Genomic DNA, 15,163 nt, shown 5'->3' on the forward strand with positions numbered 1-15,163 from the left:
AATTATAATTAGACATTTTTAGCATAAAAATTTGTATGAATAAGAGGAGGGATGTCAGAATTAAAAGGTTAGTAGAAATTTATCAATAAAATTTAGAATATTCTGTTTAATGGAGGGGTAAAATTGGAGTTAGTTATTATATTATTAGCACTAAGTTTACTTATGTTCGTAGCATACAGAGGTTTTTCTGTTATTTTATTCGCACCGATATTTGCATTATTTGCAGTATTTTTGACAGAACCTAGTTATGTATTACCTTTCTTTTCTAATATCTTTATGGAGAAAATGGTTGGATTTATAAAATTATATTTTCCTGTGTTTTTATTAGGAGCAATATTTGGAAAAGTAGTGGAAATGTCAGGAATTGCAGATTCTATCGCAAAAACAATTATTGAGTTAGTTGGTGAAAAACGTACTATATTAGCGATTGTATTAATGGGGGCTATTTTAACGTATAGTGGTGTTAGTGTGTATGTAGTAGTGTTTGCTGTTTATCCGTTCGCAGCTAAGTTGTTTCGACAAGCTAATATTCCAAAGCGTTTAATCCCTGGAACGATTGTTCTTGGAGCAGTAACGTTTACAATGGATGCGTTACCTGGATCACCACAAATTCAAAATGTAATACCTACAACATTTTTTAAAACGGATATTTATGCTGCACCGATACTTGGGATTGTAGGAGCAATTTTTGTTCTTACAGTAGGTTTACTATATTTAGAGAGTAGACGTAAGAAGGCAAAAGGGGCAGGTGAAGGATACTTTGGTTTTAATGATGGAAATACTGAAATGGCAGCATCTTTGCAAGTAGAACAAAAAAATATGCCATTAACTAATAACATTGAAATCACAAGAGCACAACAACTTATTGCATTTATACCACTTATTTTAGTAGGTGTAATGAATAAAGTGTTTACTATTATGATACCGAAGTGGTATCCAAGCGGTTTTGATTTTTCTGCAATTGGTATGAAAGCATTTGGAAAAGTAGAATTAAGTGCAGTAGTAGGAATTTGGTCTGTAGAATTGGCACTTATTATAGGGATCTTAACAACGTTATTATTATATTGGAAGCGAGTAGTAACAGGTTTCCAAGCTGGATTGAATACAAGTATTGGTGGAGCGCTACTTGCAACGATGAATACAGGAGCTGAGTTTGGATTCGGTGGTGTCATTGCAGCACTTCCAGGTTTCGCAATTATGAGAGATGGCATCTCTGCTACTTTCACAAATCCGTTAGTGAATGGTGCAGTAACGACGAATATTTTAGCTGGAATTACAGGCTCGGCATCAGGAGGAATGGGAATAGTATTAAGTGCAATGGGAGATAAATTTATTGCAGCGGCCAATCAATTTGATATTCCATTAGAAGTTATGCACCGTATCGTATCAATGGCATCAGGAGGAATGGATACACTACCACATAACGGGGCTATTATTACTATTCTTACAGTAACAGGATTAACACATAAACAGTCATATAAAGATATATTTGCTATTACAATTTTGAAAACGGTTGCTGTATTTTTAGTTATCGCATTCTATACTTTAACAGGACTCTATTAAAAAATTTGAATCGTAAAGATTCATCAAATCGATAATTTATGTTATAAAATATTAATTAGGATAAGAAGGGGTGGGGGACTTGCAAGAGGTTTCTGAGTTTCGTATGCCAAAGTCGGTATTATATGGAAGGAATTCGCTTGAAAAACTGGGAGAACAATCAAAAAAGTTAGGGAAAAGAGCTTTTATAGTTACTGATACAATTATGGAGAAATTAGGATATGTTGAAAAGTGTATGCAACAACTAAATAAGAAAGGTATTACTGTTAGTACATATAATAAAGTGGATGCTGAGCCTACAAATATACACGTATTAGAAGCGTTATCTCTTTGTAAAGAGGAAAAGTGCGATTTTATTATCGGTATTGGTGGTGGAAGTTGTATTGATGCTGCGAAAGCGGTAGCGGTTTTATATACAAATGGTGGAGAAGTTGAGGATTATGTCCAAAAGGATATTAAAATAGAAAACAATCCACTACCACTTATTGCAATTCCAACAACTTCTGGTACTGGATCGGAAGTTACAAGTGTAGCAGTAATTACGAATAAAAAAACAGATGTAAAAATGATGATGAAGCATCCTAGTTTTATACCGAAAGTAGCAATTATAGATCCAGTTTTGACAAGTTCGTTACCCCCACAAATTACGGCAGCAACAGGAATAGATGCGTTATGTCATGCGATTGAAGCTTATATTTCTAAATTTTCACAACCACTTACAGATGTACTTGCTCTTTCAGCTATTGAAAGTATTATGAAATATTTACGTATAGCATATGAAGATGGACGTAATATGGAGGCAAGAGAAGCGATGATGATTGCTTCTTTACAAGCTGGAATTGCATTTTCTAATGCATCAGTTACATTAGTTCATGGAATGTCAAGGCCAGTGGGAGCATTATTTCATGTACCGCATGGAATATCAAATGCCATACTATTACCTACAGTGTTAGAGTTTACAAAAACAAGTGCAATGAAAAGGTTAGCAAAAATTGGACGTAGTTTAAATAAGGATTTGTATTCGAATTCTGATGAGGAAGTAGCAGACTACACACTTGGTGAAATAAAAAAACTTTGCTTTGATCTTCGTATTCCAAATTTAAAAGAATACGGAATCGATGAAATTGAATTTGAAAATGCTATTTCTAAAATGGCATCAGATGCAATTGAAAGTGGTAGCCCAGCTAATAACCCACGTGTTCCATCATATGATGAAATCAAAGAGCTGTATCGAGAGTGTTTTAATTATAAGTATAAAGAATTTATAAAAACATCAGATTGTTAATTTCAGAATATTCTATAAAAATTTCCTTGGAAATGAAAGTAGAATTATTCTTTATTATTTCCATATTTCCGTTAAAACAAGACTTTATATTCCAAACTTAAAGTCTTGTTTTATTATGTATAATATACACAATAAAACGTTGTTATTAGTTTTATAAAAATAGTTTAGGTAGGTGTTTATATGAAAACGATAGGTCTTATAGGTGGCATGAGTTGGGAATCAACTTCTGAATATTATCGAATTATTAATGAAGAAATAAAAGAGAGATTAGGAGGGCTACATTCAGCAAAATGTTTGATTAATAGTGTGGATTTTGAAGAGATTGAACGATGTCAGTCTAGCGGAGATTGGGATGGTGCTGGAGAAATTCTAGGGAATGCGGCATATTCATTACAAAAGGGAGGAGCAGACTTTATAATCATTTGTACAAATACAATGCATAAGGTAGTTGAAAAAATAAAGGAAAAAATTGATATTCCAGTCTTACATATTGCTGATGCAACTGCAAAAGAAATTAAAAGAAAAGACATTCAAAAGGTTGGTCTGCTTGGAACTAAATATACAATGGAGCAAGATTTCTATAAGTCACGTATTGAAGAGCATGATATAAAAGTAATAGTACCATCAGGAACAAATAGAGAAAAAGTAAACGAAGTAATATATACAGAATTATGTTTAGGAAAAATAGTAGTTCAATCTAGAGAGTATTATAAAAGGGTTATAGAAGAATTAGTACAAGAAGGAGCACAAGGAATTATATTAGGTTGTACGGAAATAGGTTTATTAATAAAGCAAGAAAACGTATCAGTCCCGATATTTGATACGACCCATATACATGCAATTGAAGCAGTCAAGGTAGCTTTAGATAAATAGATTATAATTATATTATGTAAACTTAATTCGTATATCTGGAAAACATTCAGAAAATACTTTATAATGTAAGTGGTTACATTTGAGGGGGAATGCGTATGTTTTCAGTTCAACCAATCGCATTTGTACATAATGAAAGAAAGGAAATAAAAGATGATGAGTGGGGAGAAGTAAGATCACGTATAACTTTAACTGAAATGTATGCAGAAAAAAGTATACAAGGGATTGAAGATTTTTCTCATATTGAAGTTGTTTTTTATTTTCATAAAGTAACTGACGAGCAAATTCAGTATTTTGCTAGACATCCTAGAAATAATAAGGATTATCCTGAAGTAGGTATTTTTGCACAGCGCGGGAAAAATCGTCCGAATCGCATAGGTGTAACAATTGTAAAGGTGATCAAAAGAGAAGGTAAATCAATTATTGTTGAGGGATTAGATGCTATTGATGGCACTCCTATATTGGATATAAAACCAATAATGAAAGAGTTTATGCCGACAGAAGAAATACACCAGCCTAAATGGGCAACGGATATAATGAGACAGTATTGGAAGGGGAATGTAGTAAAATGAGAATATATGAAGCAACAATTGCAGATTTAGATGGACTGGCATCAGTTTTTAATAACTATCGCATGTTTTATAGACAAGATTCTGATTTAGAAGGGGCAAAAGTATTTTTACGAAATCGAATTGAGAGAAAAGAGTCTGTTATTTTCGTAGCAGTTGAAGACGACGAATATATTGGATTCACGCAACTATATCCATCATTTTCTTCCATTTCAATGAAAGAATTATGGATTTTAAATGATTTATTTGTACAAGCGGCGAAGCGTGGAGCCGGAACAGGTAAAAAATTATTAGAAGCTGCTAAAGAATACGCATTAGAAAATGGAGCAAAAGGTGTAAAATTGCAAACAGAGATTGATAATTTATCAGCACAACGATTATACGCTGAAAATGGCTATTTGAGAGATAATCGTTATTTCCATTACGAATTAACGTTTTAAAAAATTAAGTTGAAAGAGGCATTTTCAAGAAAAAGAATTTCTTTGTAATGAGAAATTCTTTTTTATTTTTGCCTAAATTAAAAAATATGACAAAAAACGATATTTATTTATTATTAAACAATAAATGTTGTGATAAAATTATGTTGCCATTAAATAAGTGAGGTATTGTAAATGAATCTTAAACGAAGTTCAACAATGTTCTTAAAAGTAATTATTTTTCTTGCTGGAATTTCAGTGCTTGCTTTATGCATATTTTTAGTGCCGGAAATGGCGGATTTCACAGCGAATTTGTATCCTAACATTGCTCCGATAAAATATCTTGTTTTCATTGTAATGTATGGAGCAGCTGTGCCTTTTTACGTTGCTCTTTATCAGGCTTTCAATCTTTTACAGTACATTGATGAGAACACAGCGTTCTCGGAATTATCAGTAAAGGCGTTAAAGAATATAAAGTGCTGTGCAATTACAATCAGTGGTTTGTATGTATTAAGTTTGCCACTTTTTCATTTTATAGCGAAAAAAATGGATCCTCCTATTGGGTTAGTGGGACTCATTATCGTTTTTGCTTCGCTCGTTATCGCCGTTTTTGCTGCTATCCTCCAACGACTTCTACAAGAGGCAATTCACATAAAATCAGAAAATGATTTGACGGTTTGAGGTGGCGGATATGACAATCATTATTAATATTGACGTCATGTTAGCAAAACGAAAAATGAGTATAACGGAGCTTTCAGAGAAGGTTGGAATTACGATGGCGAATCTTTCTATTTTGAAAAATGCGAAAGCAAAAGCGGTTCGTTTTTCAACATTAGAAGCGATATGTAAAGCTTTGGAGTGTCAGCCAGGGGATATTTTGGAGTATAAAAACGATGAGAATACTCAATAAAAACAGATAACAAATGTAAATAATAGAAGTCAATAAAGAAGGGATAGCCACTAAGCTATTCCTTCTTTACGTTAATTGCTGTTACTAATAAAAAATATAATTTGAATTGCAATGTTTGCGTATCAAAAGGGAACTTGCTACCTTTTGAGGTGATCCGTTTTGTGGAATACAATTATTTGCCAAAAGGCTATTTTAACTATGTTTTAAATTATTTCGGGTGAATCAAAATTTTCATTTGTATTATAGTTGATTTAAAACCCAGTTTGTTGCATCTTCAAAGTTATCTGCAATGTAGTTTGGTTCAATATGTGCCCATTTGTCTCGGTACGTATGCAAAGCATCATACCCAGCGCCTGTTCGGACTAGAATCGTAGTCGCATTTACTTTTGCTCCTGCAACAATATCAGTCCAACGATCACCAACTACAGCACATTGTGTTAAATTAAGTCCATGTTTTTTTGCTGCTTTAAGCAGCATGCCTGTACTTGGTTTACGGCATTCACAACCATCACCGTGTTTATGAGGACATACATAAATATCATCAAAACCGAAGCCTTCTAATTCTTGTACAAAATCGGCTACAGTTGCTATTCCATCTGCGATACCGGGTTGATTTGTGAAAGAGAAAATTTTTATATTTTTAGCTTTTAGTTTTTGCAAGGATGTTTTTGTGAATGGAAATAATGTAAAAGATCCTGGATAATGTATTGTAGTGTCACCACCAATTGTACCGTCACGATCAATGAAAATTGCTTTAATGTTTGTCATAGTTATAGTCCCTTCACTTTATAAAGTAGTTTAAAAATATTTTACAAATCGGTAGCCATTTACTTCATAACCTAATTTTTTGTAAAAAGGATGAGCTTCTACTCTTTTTGTTCCACTAACTAGCCATGTGCCAATGCAATTATGTTTCTTTGCTAATTGCTCGGCATAATCCATCAAAACTTGTCCAATGCCTTTCCGTCGTATGTTAGAATCAACGCTAATAATTGAAATCTCTCCATAACGTGTTACATCTTCTAAATTTTCACGTATACGAAATCCAAGTAATCCAAATATAGCTTCTTCTTCCTCGTAAACATATAAAAAATCAAACGGACTCATTTGTACGAATTGTAGGCGGTTGTTCATATCTTCATAGGAAATAGAGGAACCTTTTAATTCTTTCGTTAAAGAACAAAGTGCGTCTATATCATCTATCGTTGCTTCACGAATTTGAAAAGACATATTATCAACTCCAATAAAATGTAATCAAACATTTAATATTCTGTTAAAAAATGTTTTTTCCTGCTATGAAAATAAATATTTTATAATGATATATAGATAGTTATATGTTATTCTTTTCCTTGATTGTATTGGAAATGGAAAGAAGGGGAATGCATGTTAAAAGTAAATATCCGCTCAGCTGGATATGAAATAGGCGAAAAAACAATTCATGATATAGTTTTTTCTATCGAAAAAGGTGAACTAGTTGCTCTTATTGGAGCAAATGGTGCTGGGAAAAGTACGACGATTAAAACGATACTCGGATTACTTGTAAATATGGACGGTGAAATATCATTCGGTGAAAAGAAAAATCCGTATGCATACGTACCAGAACATCCAACATACTATGATTACTTGACGCTCTGGGAACATATTGAATTATTAATGGCAGCTCGTGGAAGTGAAATGGGAAGTTGGGAAGAACGAGCGGAACAATTATTACATACTTTTCGAATGAATAAGCATAAACATGAGTATTTATCAAAGTTTTCAAAAGGCATGAAACAAAAGTCTATGCTAATATTGGCGTTTTTAACTGAGCCAGATTTTTATATCATTGACGAACCTTTTATCGGTTTAGATCCAGTAGCTACGAAAGAGTTTTTAAATTATTTATATAAAGAAAAAGAGCGCGGGGCAGGAATTTTACTTTGTACGCACGTATTAGATACTGCTGAAAAAATTTGTGAAAGATTTTTACTCATTTCACAAGGTACATTAGTCGCAGATGGACATTTAGAATCTATTCAAATATTAGCGGAAATGCCGGGTAGTTCATTATTAGACTGCTTTGATGTAATTGTAAGGCGTGAACAACATGATTAAACAACAATTTTATAAGAGATTACGCCATGAACTTGAGCGGAAATGGAAGTCTATACGTTCGGTAACAGATTGGACAGTCACATTATATATTATTATTCCAGCACTTATATTTATGGGAATCTATTATCGATCGCTATGGATAAATGAATTATCAACGGAAGAGACGATTTATTTCGGATTAGGATTACTCGCATTTTATCTAGTAACATATCCAAGAGGAGTTCGTTCATTTTTTGAGCAAGCGGATAGTTTATTTTTAATTTCGTATGCAACACATATGCGAAAATTAGTCCAGTATGGCATGATGTACACATTTGTTCGAATAGCGATAACGAATATAATAGTAGTCGTTATTATGTTACCAGTGTTGATGAAAAGCATCGAAGTAACAGAGATACAAGTCCTATTATTTTGGGTATTCTTTACTATATTTCGATTTATGTTGTCGTTGTTAACGAGATTTGTTCATGTACATGTGGGGAAACGATGGGTTTTATGGATTGTAAAAAATGTAGTATTTTCTATGAGCGTGTCCTTTTTTGGAATTAGTTTATTTTTTATTTATAAAAATCCGTTGTATTCAATTCTATTTATCGGTCTAGTAATTTTCTTAAGTAGTGTATTAGTAAAAGAGAAAATGAATTATAAAAAGTTCTTTTTTAAAGAAATCGAGAAAGAAAAGGAGGAAAGCAGGCGCTGGACGAGCGGAATTATGCAAGTTGGTGGTCATGCGGCTAAACCGAGTAGTTCGAATAAAAAACCGTGGATGTTTTCGCGTTCTAAAAGACTTTTAGGGAAAAAAGCTGATTCTCGTATTGTCGAATCTTTTTTGAAAGAATTTTTCCGTACAAGTACTGCACGAATATTTTATATTCAAATTGTATGTATCAGTACTGCAAGTATAATTATGACTCCAAGGTGGATTGCAGCTATTGTTCTCGTATTTGCTGTAGTTGCAATTTCTCGCTATGCACGTGATTATTGGAATGAATTTACGAATAAGATGTTTCTTCGTTTATATTGTGATGAAGGGAAATTACTATTGTTAAGATGGAAAGCAGATCGTTATTTACTACTACCAGCAATACTTTTATATGGAATAGTTATACTTTCACAGTTTTATTTATTGCCAGCTGTGGTAGGCAGCGTTGTTTTTATTTTATTAATTGTATGGATTGTATTTGTACCATTAAAAAAGAGCCATTGACGGCTCTTTTTCTAGTCTGTAACACATTGATAAATAAAATATACTAAAACGAGTATACTTGCGGCGGAATACATGACATCTAAAGTCATCTGATCGCCTCCTTATTGTTGTTGTATTTTTATTGTATGAAATCTTACAATTTCATATTCAAGTGAAAAATATGTGAACGTTAACAAAATTGTAAAGTGCAAAAATTACAATCATTTTGTATAATAGAAGAAACCACCGTTATATAAAAAATAATGAGTGAAAGGGGAGGGAACATAAATGCCAAATTGGTTTAGAAAAACCTTAGTCGCATTAATTACCGTGTTTACATTTGGTTTAGTGACGCCTCCTTCCATATTACTTGATAATGCCAAAGCTGCGGACAAGCCTACGAGCACAGCTGGGCAACAAAGTTTGGAGAGCACGTCCTATACATATGAAGAAACGAATGACAGGTTAACCACCGATACTTTTATTACTTATGCAATGCAAGAAGCAGAGAAGCAGTCGATGCAAAAGTTTGGTACTAAAATTGGTCCAGTAATTGAAGATGAGTTTAAAGATGTAATATTACCGAAAATTGAAGAGGCAATTGCTGAGCTTGCTAGTGATGTACCAGAAGATTCACTACAATCATTAGCGATTTCTCAAAAACCAGCTGGTGGAAATAATGAGAAGATTTTTCACGTCTACGATACGAAATCTGGAAATGATTTATTGCGTTTCCATGTAAGAAGAGATCATCCACCGCAAGATGGTTATTATTTTAATTTCCATTACCACCGTTTTGATGATGGATACTCTGGACATCATGAGTTAGGAAATATTTATTGGAATACGAATGTACCACCGAAATGGTTGTCTTAAAAAGAACAAGAGAAAATCTTGTTCTTTTTTATTTTTATAGAAGGGACAGACACCTATGTTGTTGAATAACATAGGTTTAGAAAAAAGAAGCAAAGGGAGTATGGAAATGCAAAAATATATTGTTTTTGACTTTGATGGCACATTAGTAGATTCACAAAATATATTTGTACCGATTTATAATCAACTTGCTGAAAAACATGGGTATAAAGCAGTAAAGGAAGACGAAATTGAACATTTACGTAAATTAACGATGCCAGAGAGATGTAAACAACTTAATGTACCACTGTATAAACTACCGATATTAGCGTTGGAATTTTATAAATTATATCAGCCTGCTATAAAAAATCTCGTTTTGTTCCATGGGATGAAAGAAGTATTAGATGAACTACATAAAAAAGGCTACGGAATTGCAGTCATATCATCGAACTCAGAAGAGCATATTCGGGCGTTTTTACACAAGAATGGTATCGAAAATATTCAAGAAGTGTATTGTTCTAAAAATTTGTTTGGTAAAGATAAAATGATAAAAAGATTTTTGAAATCAAAAAAAATAACAGAGAAAGATATGTTATATGTCGGTGATGAACAGCGAGACGTAGCAGCGTGTAAAAAGGCTGGAGTGAACGTAATTTGGGTATCTTGGGGATATGATGTTATTGAAACAGTGAAAAAAGATGCACCAGATTACATGGTTCATAAGCCGATGGAAATTGTGCAAGTAGTACAAGGAGCGTATTCTTAATATGAATACACTGCGAGCAGGCATTCATCATATTGAATTTTGGGTAGCAAATTTAGAGGAATCCATTTCTTTTTATAATAAGTTGTTTTCCATAATTGGGTGGAGAAAGTTAAATGAAATAGCATATAGCACAGGAGAAAGTGAAATATACTTTAAAGAAGTAGATGAGGAAATTGTAAGGACGTTAGGGCCTAGACATATTTGTTATCAAGCTATTCATAGAGAAGTAGTTGAGGAAGTAGCAGATTTTCTTTCTAGTACGAAAGTGAAGGTAATACGTGGTCCAATTGAAATGAATCATTATTCGGAAGGTTACTATACGATTGATTTTTACGATCCGAATGGATTTATTGTAGAAGTTGCCTATACACCAAATGCAGAAATGTAAGGGGAATAGATATGAAGATAATTACAGCATGGCAAAACAATATACAAATAGTAAAAAATGCAGTGGATATTAAAGAAATTTCTAAAGGTTTTTCACCTGATAAGAAATATATAATTACGAGTGCGAATAATGATAAATATTTATTGCGGACAGGCGATATAAAAGAGTATGAAAGAAAGAAAATAGAGTTTCAAATTTTAAATGAAATGCAAAATCGTAGTGTGCAAGCACAAAAACCAATTGAAATAGGTTTGTTGGCAGAAGGAGGTTTATGCTATGGCATCTTTTCGTATTTAGAAGGGGAAGATGCGAAGAAGTTATTGCCTACGTATTCACCAAAAGAACAATATGATATTGGTATAGAGGCAGGGAAAGATTTAGCAAAAATGCATACATATGAAGCTCCTAATAATATACTTCCATGGTATGAAAGAGCAATGAAAAAACATAGTAAATATTTAGAGGCATATAAAACATGTGGAATAAACATAAAAAATGATGATAAAATCATAAAGTTTATTGAAGAAAATGAAATATATTTAAAGAACCGCCCAAATCGATTTCAACACGATGATTTTCACTTAGAAAATATAATTGTACGGGATGGAAAATATGTAGGTGTTGTTGATTTTAATGGCTACGATTGGGGCGATCCACTTCATGATTTTGTGAAAATTGCACTGTTTGCAAGGGACATTAGTATTCCGTATTCAATCGGACAAATAGAAGGATACTTTAATAGAAAAATACCAGAGGAATTCTGGAAATTATACACGGTGTACGTTGGTATGACAGTTTTCTCCTCAGTTGTCTGGACATTACGAGCAGCGCCGCATATGTTAGATGATATGTTAGAGCGCCTTACTATAGTTTTAGAGGATCATAATAACTTTGAGTTATCGAAGCCAATTTGGTTTCAATCAGATAAGATTGATATGAAATAGAAAAGGTAGGTGTGATTCGCACCTACCTTTATTTTTTACCATCAAAATACTTATTTAATTTTCTTAAATGTAAGCGGCTGAGTACTTAATGTAGCTGGTACATGTAACTGAAGGGATGGGAATTCACCACTTACATTCATTTCATAAGCGAATAATAAGCTCATTTTCATTTGGAATAAGTCAACTTTTGCAGAGAAGATGTCGTAATGATGATGCCCTAATTGAATATCCATTTCCATAAATTGTACATATAACGAATCATCTCGTTTGTATACTTGTAATGTTCCGTATGCAGGATGTTCAAAAGTACCAGTATAATCCTCTAACTTGTGCGAAGGTGTAGTCCCTTTAATTTGTTCAGGGAGGGAGTCAGTTGCTTCTTTCATCATTTCCTTCATTTTTTTAGTATCTTCTACAGCACGTTTATGCCAATCAATGGATTCTAATTCAAGTAGTTCGTCATAAATTTGATTAGCGAGATAAGTAGGAAGTAATGTTCCTCCAGCATTCGTTAAAATGACAAGGCCTATGTTTTCTGTTGGTATGAATGAAACAAGCGCTGAAAATCCATCGATATTACCGCCATGATGAATCACTTTTTTACCACGATAAGCGCTAATAAACCAACCAAGACCGTAACTATTTAATGGAGATTCAGGGAGTGATAAAAACGGTTGGTCTGGAATTGAATTGTGTGGTGTATACATTTGTTGTAATAATTCAGAGGAGATTAATTCATGATCTCCAAATTTTCCTTCATTTAAGTGGAGAAGTACCCAATTTGCCATATCTTCAATTGTGGAATTAATACACCCAGCAGCGCCAACTGTATCGATGTTACGGAATGGAACTGCTTTTATTTCACCGTCATTTTCAATGTAAGGTAAAGCGTAATCATCTGTAGTTTGTGAATCGTTAACAGAGAAGTTTGTATGTCTCATATTTAAAGGTTCTAAAATATGTTCTGTAGTGTATTGCTCCCACGTTTGATTTGTAATGTTTTCAACAATGTAGCTAATTGTTGCATACATTAAATTGTTATATAGAAATGCAGTTCGGAACGGTGCATCAAGTGGTAAATGTTTTATTTTTTCAACGAGATCTTTTCGAGATAAGGAAGAACTGTACCAAAGAGCCTCATGACGACTCACTCCAGTTCGATGAGAAGCTAAATCCCGTCCTGTAACTTGTGAGCTAGCAAGTAGTTCAGATAAAGTAAAGTTAGGTATATAAGACTGGATAGGGGTATCCCAATTAAACTTTTTTTGCTGTGCTAACAAGCTTAATGAAAGTGTGCCAAATGCTTTCGTTGAGGAACCGATTGCGAATCGAGTATTCGGTGTAACAGCCTCTTTTGTTTCTATATTACGATAGCCGAAACCTTCTGAAATAATAACTTCACCGTCTTTTATAACAGCGACAGCAGCACCAGGAACATTTAAATCCTTCATCATTTTTTCAGCCGTTGTTTGTAAAGAAGTCATAACAGGCGTTTCAATTTTAGACATACTTCTAACCTCCAAATATAAATTTTGTTCTACCGCACTATACTTTCGGTAATAGAAAATGAAAACCTTTTTATATTTGGAAAGTTAATAATTTTGTAAGAATTAGCGCAAGAAATTTTATTAATTAGGATTATTAAATTTATCATTTTTCATGTTATGATAAATTGCATATACGATTGAAAGAAGGTTTTCCTACATATGAAACATGCTGAAAATGAATACTTAAATTTATGCCGCCATGTAATGGAACATGGTACGAAGAAAGAAGACCGTACAGGGACAGGCACTGTATCTGTATTTGGATATCAAATGCGTTTTGATCTAAGTAAAGGTTTTCCTTTATTAACAACAAAGAGAGTACCGTTTCGCCTTGTAGCAAGTGAACTGCTTTGGTTTATGAAAGGTGATACAAATATTCGCTATTTATTGCAGCATAATAATAACATTTGGAATGAATGGGCTTTTAAGAGCTGGGTAGAAAGTGATGAGTATACTGGTCCTGACATGACTGATTTTGGTCTTCGCTCACAACAAGATGAAGAATTTAAAGTACAGTACGACGAGCAAATGGAATTGTTTAAAAAGAACGTTTTAGAAGATGATGAGTTCTCAAATAAATATGGTTATTTAGGAGACGTTTACGGTAAACAGTGGCGTGCTTGGAAAACGACAGCTGGTGAGACACTTGATCAATTAAAAGATGTAATTGAAATGATTAAAAAAACACCAGACTCACGTCGTTTAATCGTTTCTGCCTGGAATCCAGAAGATGTACCAAGTATGGCCTTACCGCCTTGTCATACGCTATTCCAGTTTTATGTAGCAGATGGAAAGCTTTCTTGTCAGTTATATCAAAGAAGTGGTGACATATTCCTTGGGATTCCATTTAACATTGCAAGTTACTCACTACTAACACATTTAATTGCACATGAATGCGGACTTGAAGTGGGAGAATTTGTTCATACAATTGGTGATGCACACATTTATACAAATCATTTTGAACAAGTAGAAAAGCAATTGGCACGTGAACCACGTCCATTCCCGAAACTTACATTAAATCCAGATGTGAAATCTGTTTTCGATTTTGAAATGGAAGATTTAACGATTGAAGGATACGATCCGCATCCAGCAATTAAAGCACCGGTTGCAGTATAATTGTAGAGGAGATGAAAAAATGATTGTTTCATTTATGGTCGCTATGGACGAAAATAGAGTAATTGGTAAAGATAATAATTTACCTTGGCGTTTACCGAGTGAATTACAATACGTGAAGAAAACAACGATGGGTCACCCGCTTATTATGGGAAGAAAGAACTATGAAGCGATTGGTAGACCACTGCCTGGAAGACGTAATATTATTGTAACTCGTAATGAAGGGTATCATGTTGAAGGTTGTGAAGTTGTTCATTCTGTAGAAGAAGTGTTTGAACTATGTAAAAATGAAGAAGAGATTTTTATTTTTGGTGGAGCGCAAATTTACGACCTCTTTTTACCTTATGTAGACAAGTTATATATAACAAAAATCCATCATGCATTTGAAGGAGATACATTCTTCCCAGAAATAGATATGACAAATTGGAAAGAGATTTTTGTAGAAAAAGGTTTAACGGATGAAAAAAACCCATATACGTATTATTACCATGTATATGAGAAACAACAATAATAAAAAAGATTGATGTGAGAATTCGCATCAATCTTTTTATTTATATTCACCAATATAAGTTTATAGATGAGATTCGATAGTGCTATAATGATAGGTAGCATGTAAAAATGCTAAAATTTTCAAAAGTACTAATATAGAAAGAGGAGGAGAAT

18 protein-coding genes are annotated in these 15,163 nt (G+C 33.3%); 15 read left to right on the forward strand and 3 right to left on the reverse strand.

Translation table 11 applies throughout. The features are described 5' to 3' along the window. Window positions 1-123: 123 nt before the first annotated feature. The 7 genes from AC3WVZ_RS09710 to AC3WVZ_RS09740 all read left to right on the forward strand — a co-directional run bounded on the left by AC3WVZ_RS09710 (window position 124) and on the right by AC3WVZ_RS09740 (window position 5,610). The gene (locus AC3WVZ_RS09710; protein ID WP_000424337.1) at window positions 124-1,563 is read left to right on the forward strand and encodes a GntP family permease; all 1,440 of its coding nucleotides are present in this window, start codon (window positions 124-126) and stop codon (window positions 1,561-1,563) included. 79 nt (window positions 1,564-1,642) lie between these two features. After that, complete coding sequence (locus AC3WVZ_RS09715) at window positions 1,643-2,845, forward strand: iron-containing alcohol dehydrogenase (RefSeq protein ID WP_001158674.1); 1,203 nt, start codon at window positions 1,643-1,645, stop codon at window positions 2,843-2,845. A gap of 180 nt (window positions 2,846-3,025) precedes the next feature. Then, window positions 3,026-3,718 carry an aspartate/glutamate racemase family protein gene (locus tag AC3WVZ_RS09720; RefSeq protein WP_000848563.1) on the forward strand — a complete coding sequence of 231 codons (693 nt, stop codon included), beginning with the start codon at window positions 3,026-3,028 and terminating at the stop codon, window positions 3,716-3,718. A gap of 95 nt (window positions 3,719-3,813) precedes the next feature. Then, window positions 3,814-4,287: an SAM-dependent methyltransferase gene (locus AC3WVZ_RS09725; RefSeq protein ID WP_000493258.1), complete on the forward strand. Its 474-nt coding sequence runs from the start codon at window positions 3,814-3,816 to the stop codon at window positions 4,285-4,287. Further along, window positions 4,284-4,724, forward strand: a complete 441-nt coding sequence (locus AC3WVZ_RS09730) for a GNAT family N-acetyltransferase (RefSeq protein WP_001223868.1) — start codon at window positions 4,284-4,286, stop codon at window positions 4,722-4,724. The genes AC3WVZ_RS09725 and AC3WVZ_RS09730 overlap by 4 nt, the downstream gene beginning before the upstream one ends. 171 nt (window positions 4,725-4,895) lie before the next feature. Continuing rightward, a complete protein-coding gene (locus AC3WVZ_RS09735) occupies window positions 4,896-5,381 on the forward strand; it encodes a DUF2975 domain-containing protein (RefSeq protein ID WP_001050140.1) in 486 nt (161 codons plus the stop codon). A gap of 10 nt (window positions 5,382-5,391) precedes the next feature. Continuing rightward, the gene (locus tag AC3WVZ_RS09740) at window positions 5,392-5,610 is read left to right on the forward strand and encodes a helix-turn-helix domain-containing protein (protein WP_074047289.1); all 219 of its coding nucleotides are present in this window, start codon (window positions 5,392-5,394) and stop codon (window positions 5,608-5,610) included. A 240-nt stretch (window positions 5,611-5,850) separates the two neighbouring features. Here the strand turns inward: AC3WVZ_RS09740 and AC3WVZ_RS09745 are convergent, their stop codons facing one another. Together AC3WVZ_RS09745 and AC3WVZ_RS09750 are read right to left on the reverse strand one after the other, a co-directional pair. Beyond that, window positions 5,851-6,378 carry an HAD-IIIA family hydrolase gene (locus AC3WVZ_RS09745; RefSeq protein WP_000181785.1) on the reverse strand — a complete coding sequence of 176 codons (528 nt, stop codon included), beginning with the start codon at window positions 6,376-6,378 and terminating at the stop codon, window positions 5,851-5,853. A gap of 30 nt (window positions 6,379-6,408) precedes the next feature. After that, a complete protein-coding gene (locus AC3WVZ_RS09750) occupies window positions 6,409-6,840 on the reverse strand; it encodes a GNAT family N-acetyltransferase (protein WP_000009777.1) in 432 nt (143 codons plus the stop codon). Between the two features lie 153 nt (window positions 6,841-6,993). Here AC3WVZ_RS09750 and AC3WVZ_RS09755 point away from each other — a divergent pair, with 153 nt between their 5' ends. From AC3WVZ_RS09755 to AC3WVZ_RS09780, 6 genes are all read left to right on the forward strand, one after another. After that, window positions 6,994-7,704 carry an ABC transporter ATP-binding protein gene (locus AC3WVZ_RS09755; protein ID WP_000921912.1) on the forward strand — a complete coding sequence of 237 codons (711 nt, stop codon included), beginning with the start codon at window positions 6,994-6,996 and terminating at the stop codon, window positions 7,702-7,704. Then, window positions 7,697-8,911 (forward strand): ABC transporter permease, encoded by a 1,215-nt coding sequence (locus AC3WVZ_RS09760; protein WP_233936322.1) that lies wholly within the window; start codon window positions 7,697-7,699, stop codon window positions 8,909-8,911. The genes AC3WVZ_RS09755 and AC3WVZ_RS09760 overlap by 8 nt, the downstream gene beginning before the upstream one ends. Before the next feature lie 267 nt (window positions 8,912-9,178). Next, window positions 9,179-9,766, forward strand: a complete 588-nt coding sequence (locus tag AC3WVZ_RS09765) for a YpjP family protein (RefSeq protein WP_001134421.1) — start codon at window positions 9,179-9,181, stop codon at window positions 9,764-9,766. A gap of 106 nt (window positions 9,767-9,872) precedes the next feature. Next, a complete protein-coding gene (locus AC3WVZ_RS09770) occupies window positions 9,873-10,508 on the forward strand; it encodes an HAD family hydrolase (RefSeq protein ID WP_025687389.1) in 636 nt (211 codons plus the stop codon). A gap of 1 nt (window position 10,509) precedes the next feature. Then, on the forward strand, window positions 10,510-10,896 hold the full coding sequence (locus tag AC3WVZ_RS09775) for a VOC family protein (RefSeq protein WP_001094664.1): 387 nt from the start codon (window positions 10,510-10,512) through the stop codon (window positions 10,894-10,896). An 11-nt stretch (window positions 10,897-10,907) separates the two neighbouring features. Further along, window positions 10,908-11,840, forward strand: a complete 933-nt coding sequence (locus AC3WVZ_RS09780; RefSeq protein ID WP_233936323.1) for an aminoglycoside phosphotransferase family protein — start codon at window positions 10,908-10,910, stop codon at window positions 11,838-11,840. A gap of 50 nt (window positions 11,841-11,890) precedes the next feature. On the opposite strand, the gene AC3WVZ_RS09785 is transcribed toward AC3WVZ_RS09780, so the two are convergent. Next, window positions 11,891-13,348, reverse strand: coding sequence for a serine hydrolase (locus AC3WVZ_RS09785; protein ID WP_233936324.1), 1,458 nt, complete (start codon window positions 13,346-13,348; stop codon window positions 11,891-11,893). A gap of 198 nt (window positions 13,349-13,546) precedes the next feature. Here AC3WVZ_RS09785 and AC3WVZ_RS09790 point away from each other — a divergent pair, with 198 nt between their 5' ends. Next, window positions 13,547-14,503: a thymidylate synthase gene (locus AC3WVZ_RS09790; protein WP_000679609.1), complete on the forward strand. Its 957-nt coding sequence runs from the start codon at window positions 13,547-13,549 to the stop codon at window positions 14,501-14,503. A 19-nt stretch (window positions 14,504-14,522) separates the two neighbouring features. Next, the gene (locus tag AC3WVZ_RS09795) at window positions 14,523-15,011 is read left to right on the forward strand and encodes a dihydrofolate reductase (RefSeq protein ID WP_000637205.1); all 489 of its coding nucleotides are present in this window, start codon (window positions 14,523-14,525) and stop codon (window positions 15,009-15,011) included. The last annotated feature ends 152 nt before the right edge of the window (window positions 15,012-15,163 follow it).

This window comes from Bacillus sp. CPT56D-587-MTF (assembly GCF_058792335.1).

Excerpts from the sequence above, each read along its gene's own strand:
- AC3WVZ_RS09775 (WP_001094664.1), top strand. The coding sequence starts at position 10,510 with ATGAATACACTGCGAGCAGGCATTCATCATATTGAATTTTGGGTAGCA.
- AC3WVZ_RS09740 (WP_074047289.1), top strand. The coding sequence starts at position 5,392 with ATGACAATCATTATTAATATTGACGTCATGTTAGCAAAACGAAAAATG.
- AC3WVZ_RS09785 (WP_233936324.1), bottom strand. The coding sequence starts at position 13,348 with ATGTCTAAAATTGAAACGCCTGTTATGACTTCTTTACAAACAACGGCT.
- AC3WVZ_RS09720 (WP_000848563.1), top strand. The coding sequence starts at position 3,026 with ATGAAAACGATAGGTCTTATAGGTGGCATGAGTTGGGAATCAACTTCT.
- AC3WVZ_RS09765 (WP_001134421.1), top strand. The coding sequence starts at position 9,179 with ATGCCAAATTGGTTTAGAAAAACCTTAGTCGCATTAATTACCGTGTTT.
- AC3WVZ_RS09750 (WP_000009777.1), bottom strand. The coding sequence starts at position 6,840 with ATGTCTTTTCAAATTCGTGAAGCAACGATAGATGATATAGACGCACTT.
- AC3WVZ_RS09730 (WP_001223868.1), top strand. The coding sequence starts at position 4,284 with ATGAGAATATATGAAGCAACAATTGCAGATTTAGATGGACTGGCATCA.
- AC3WVZ_RS09770 (WP_025687389.1), top strand. The coding sequence starts at position 9,873 with ATGCAAAAATATATTGTTTTTGACTTTGATGGCACATTAGTAGATTCA.
- AC3WVZ_RS09755 (WP_000921912.1), top strand. The coding sequence starts at position 6,994 with ATGTTAAAAGTAAATATCCGCTCAGCTGGATATGAAATAGGCGAAAAA.
- AC3WVZ_RS09760 (WP_233936322.1), top strand. The coding sequence starts at position 7,697 with ATGATTAAACAACAATTTTATAAGAGATTACGCCATGAACTTGAGCGG.
- AC3WVZ_RS09745 (WP_000181785.1), bottom strand. The coding sequence starts at position 6,378 with ATGACAAACATTAAAGCAATTTTCATTGATCGTGACGGTACAATTGGT.
- AC3WVZ_RS09790 (WP_000679609.1), top strand. The coding sequence starts at position 13,547 with ATGAAACATGCTGAAAATGAATACTTAAATTTATGCCGCCATGTAATG.
- AC3WVZ_RS09725 (WP_000493258.1), top strand. The coding sequence starts at position 3,814 with ATGTTTTCAGTTCAACCAATCGCATTTGTACATAATGAAAGAAAGGAA.
- AC3WVZ_RS09780 (WP_233936323.1), top strand. The coding sequence starts at position 10,908 with ATGAAGATAATTACAGCATGGCAAAACAATATACAAATAGTAAAAAAT.
- AC3WVZ_RS09795 (WP_000637205.1), top strand. The coding sequence starts at position 14,523 with ATGATTGTTTCATTTATGGTCGCTATGGACGAAAATAGAGTAATTGGT.
- AC3WVZ_RS09735 (WP_001050140.1), top strand. The coding sequence starts at position 4,896 with ATGAATCTTAAACGAAGTTCAACAATGTTCTTAAAAGTAATTATTTTT.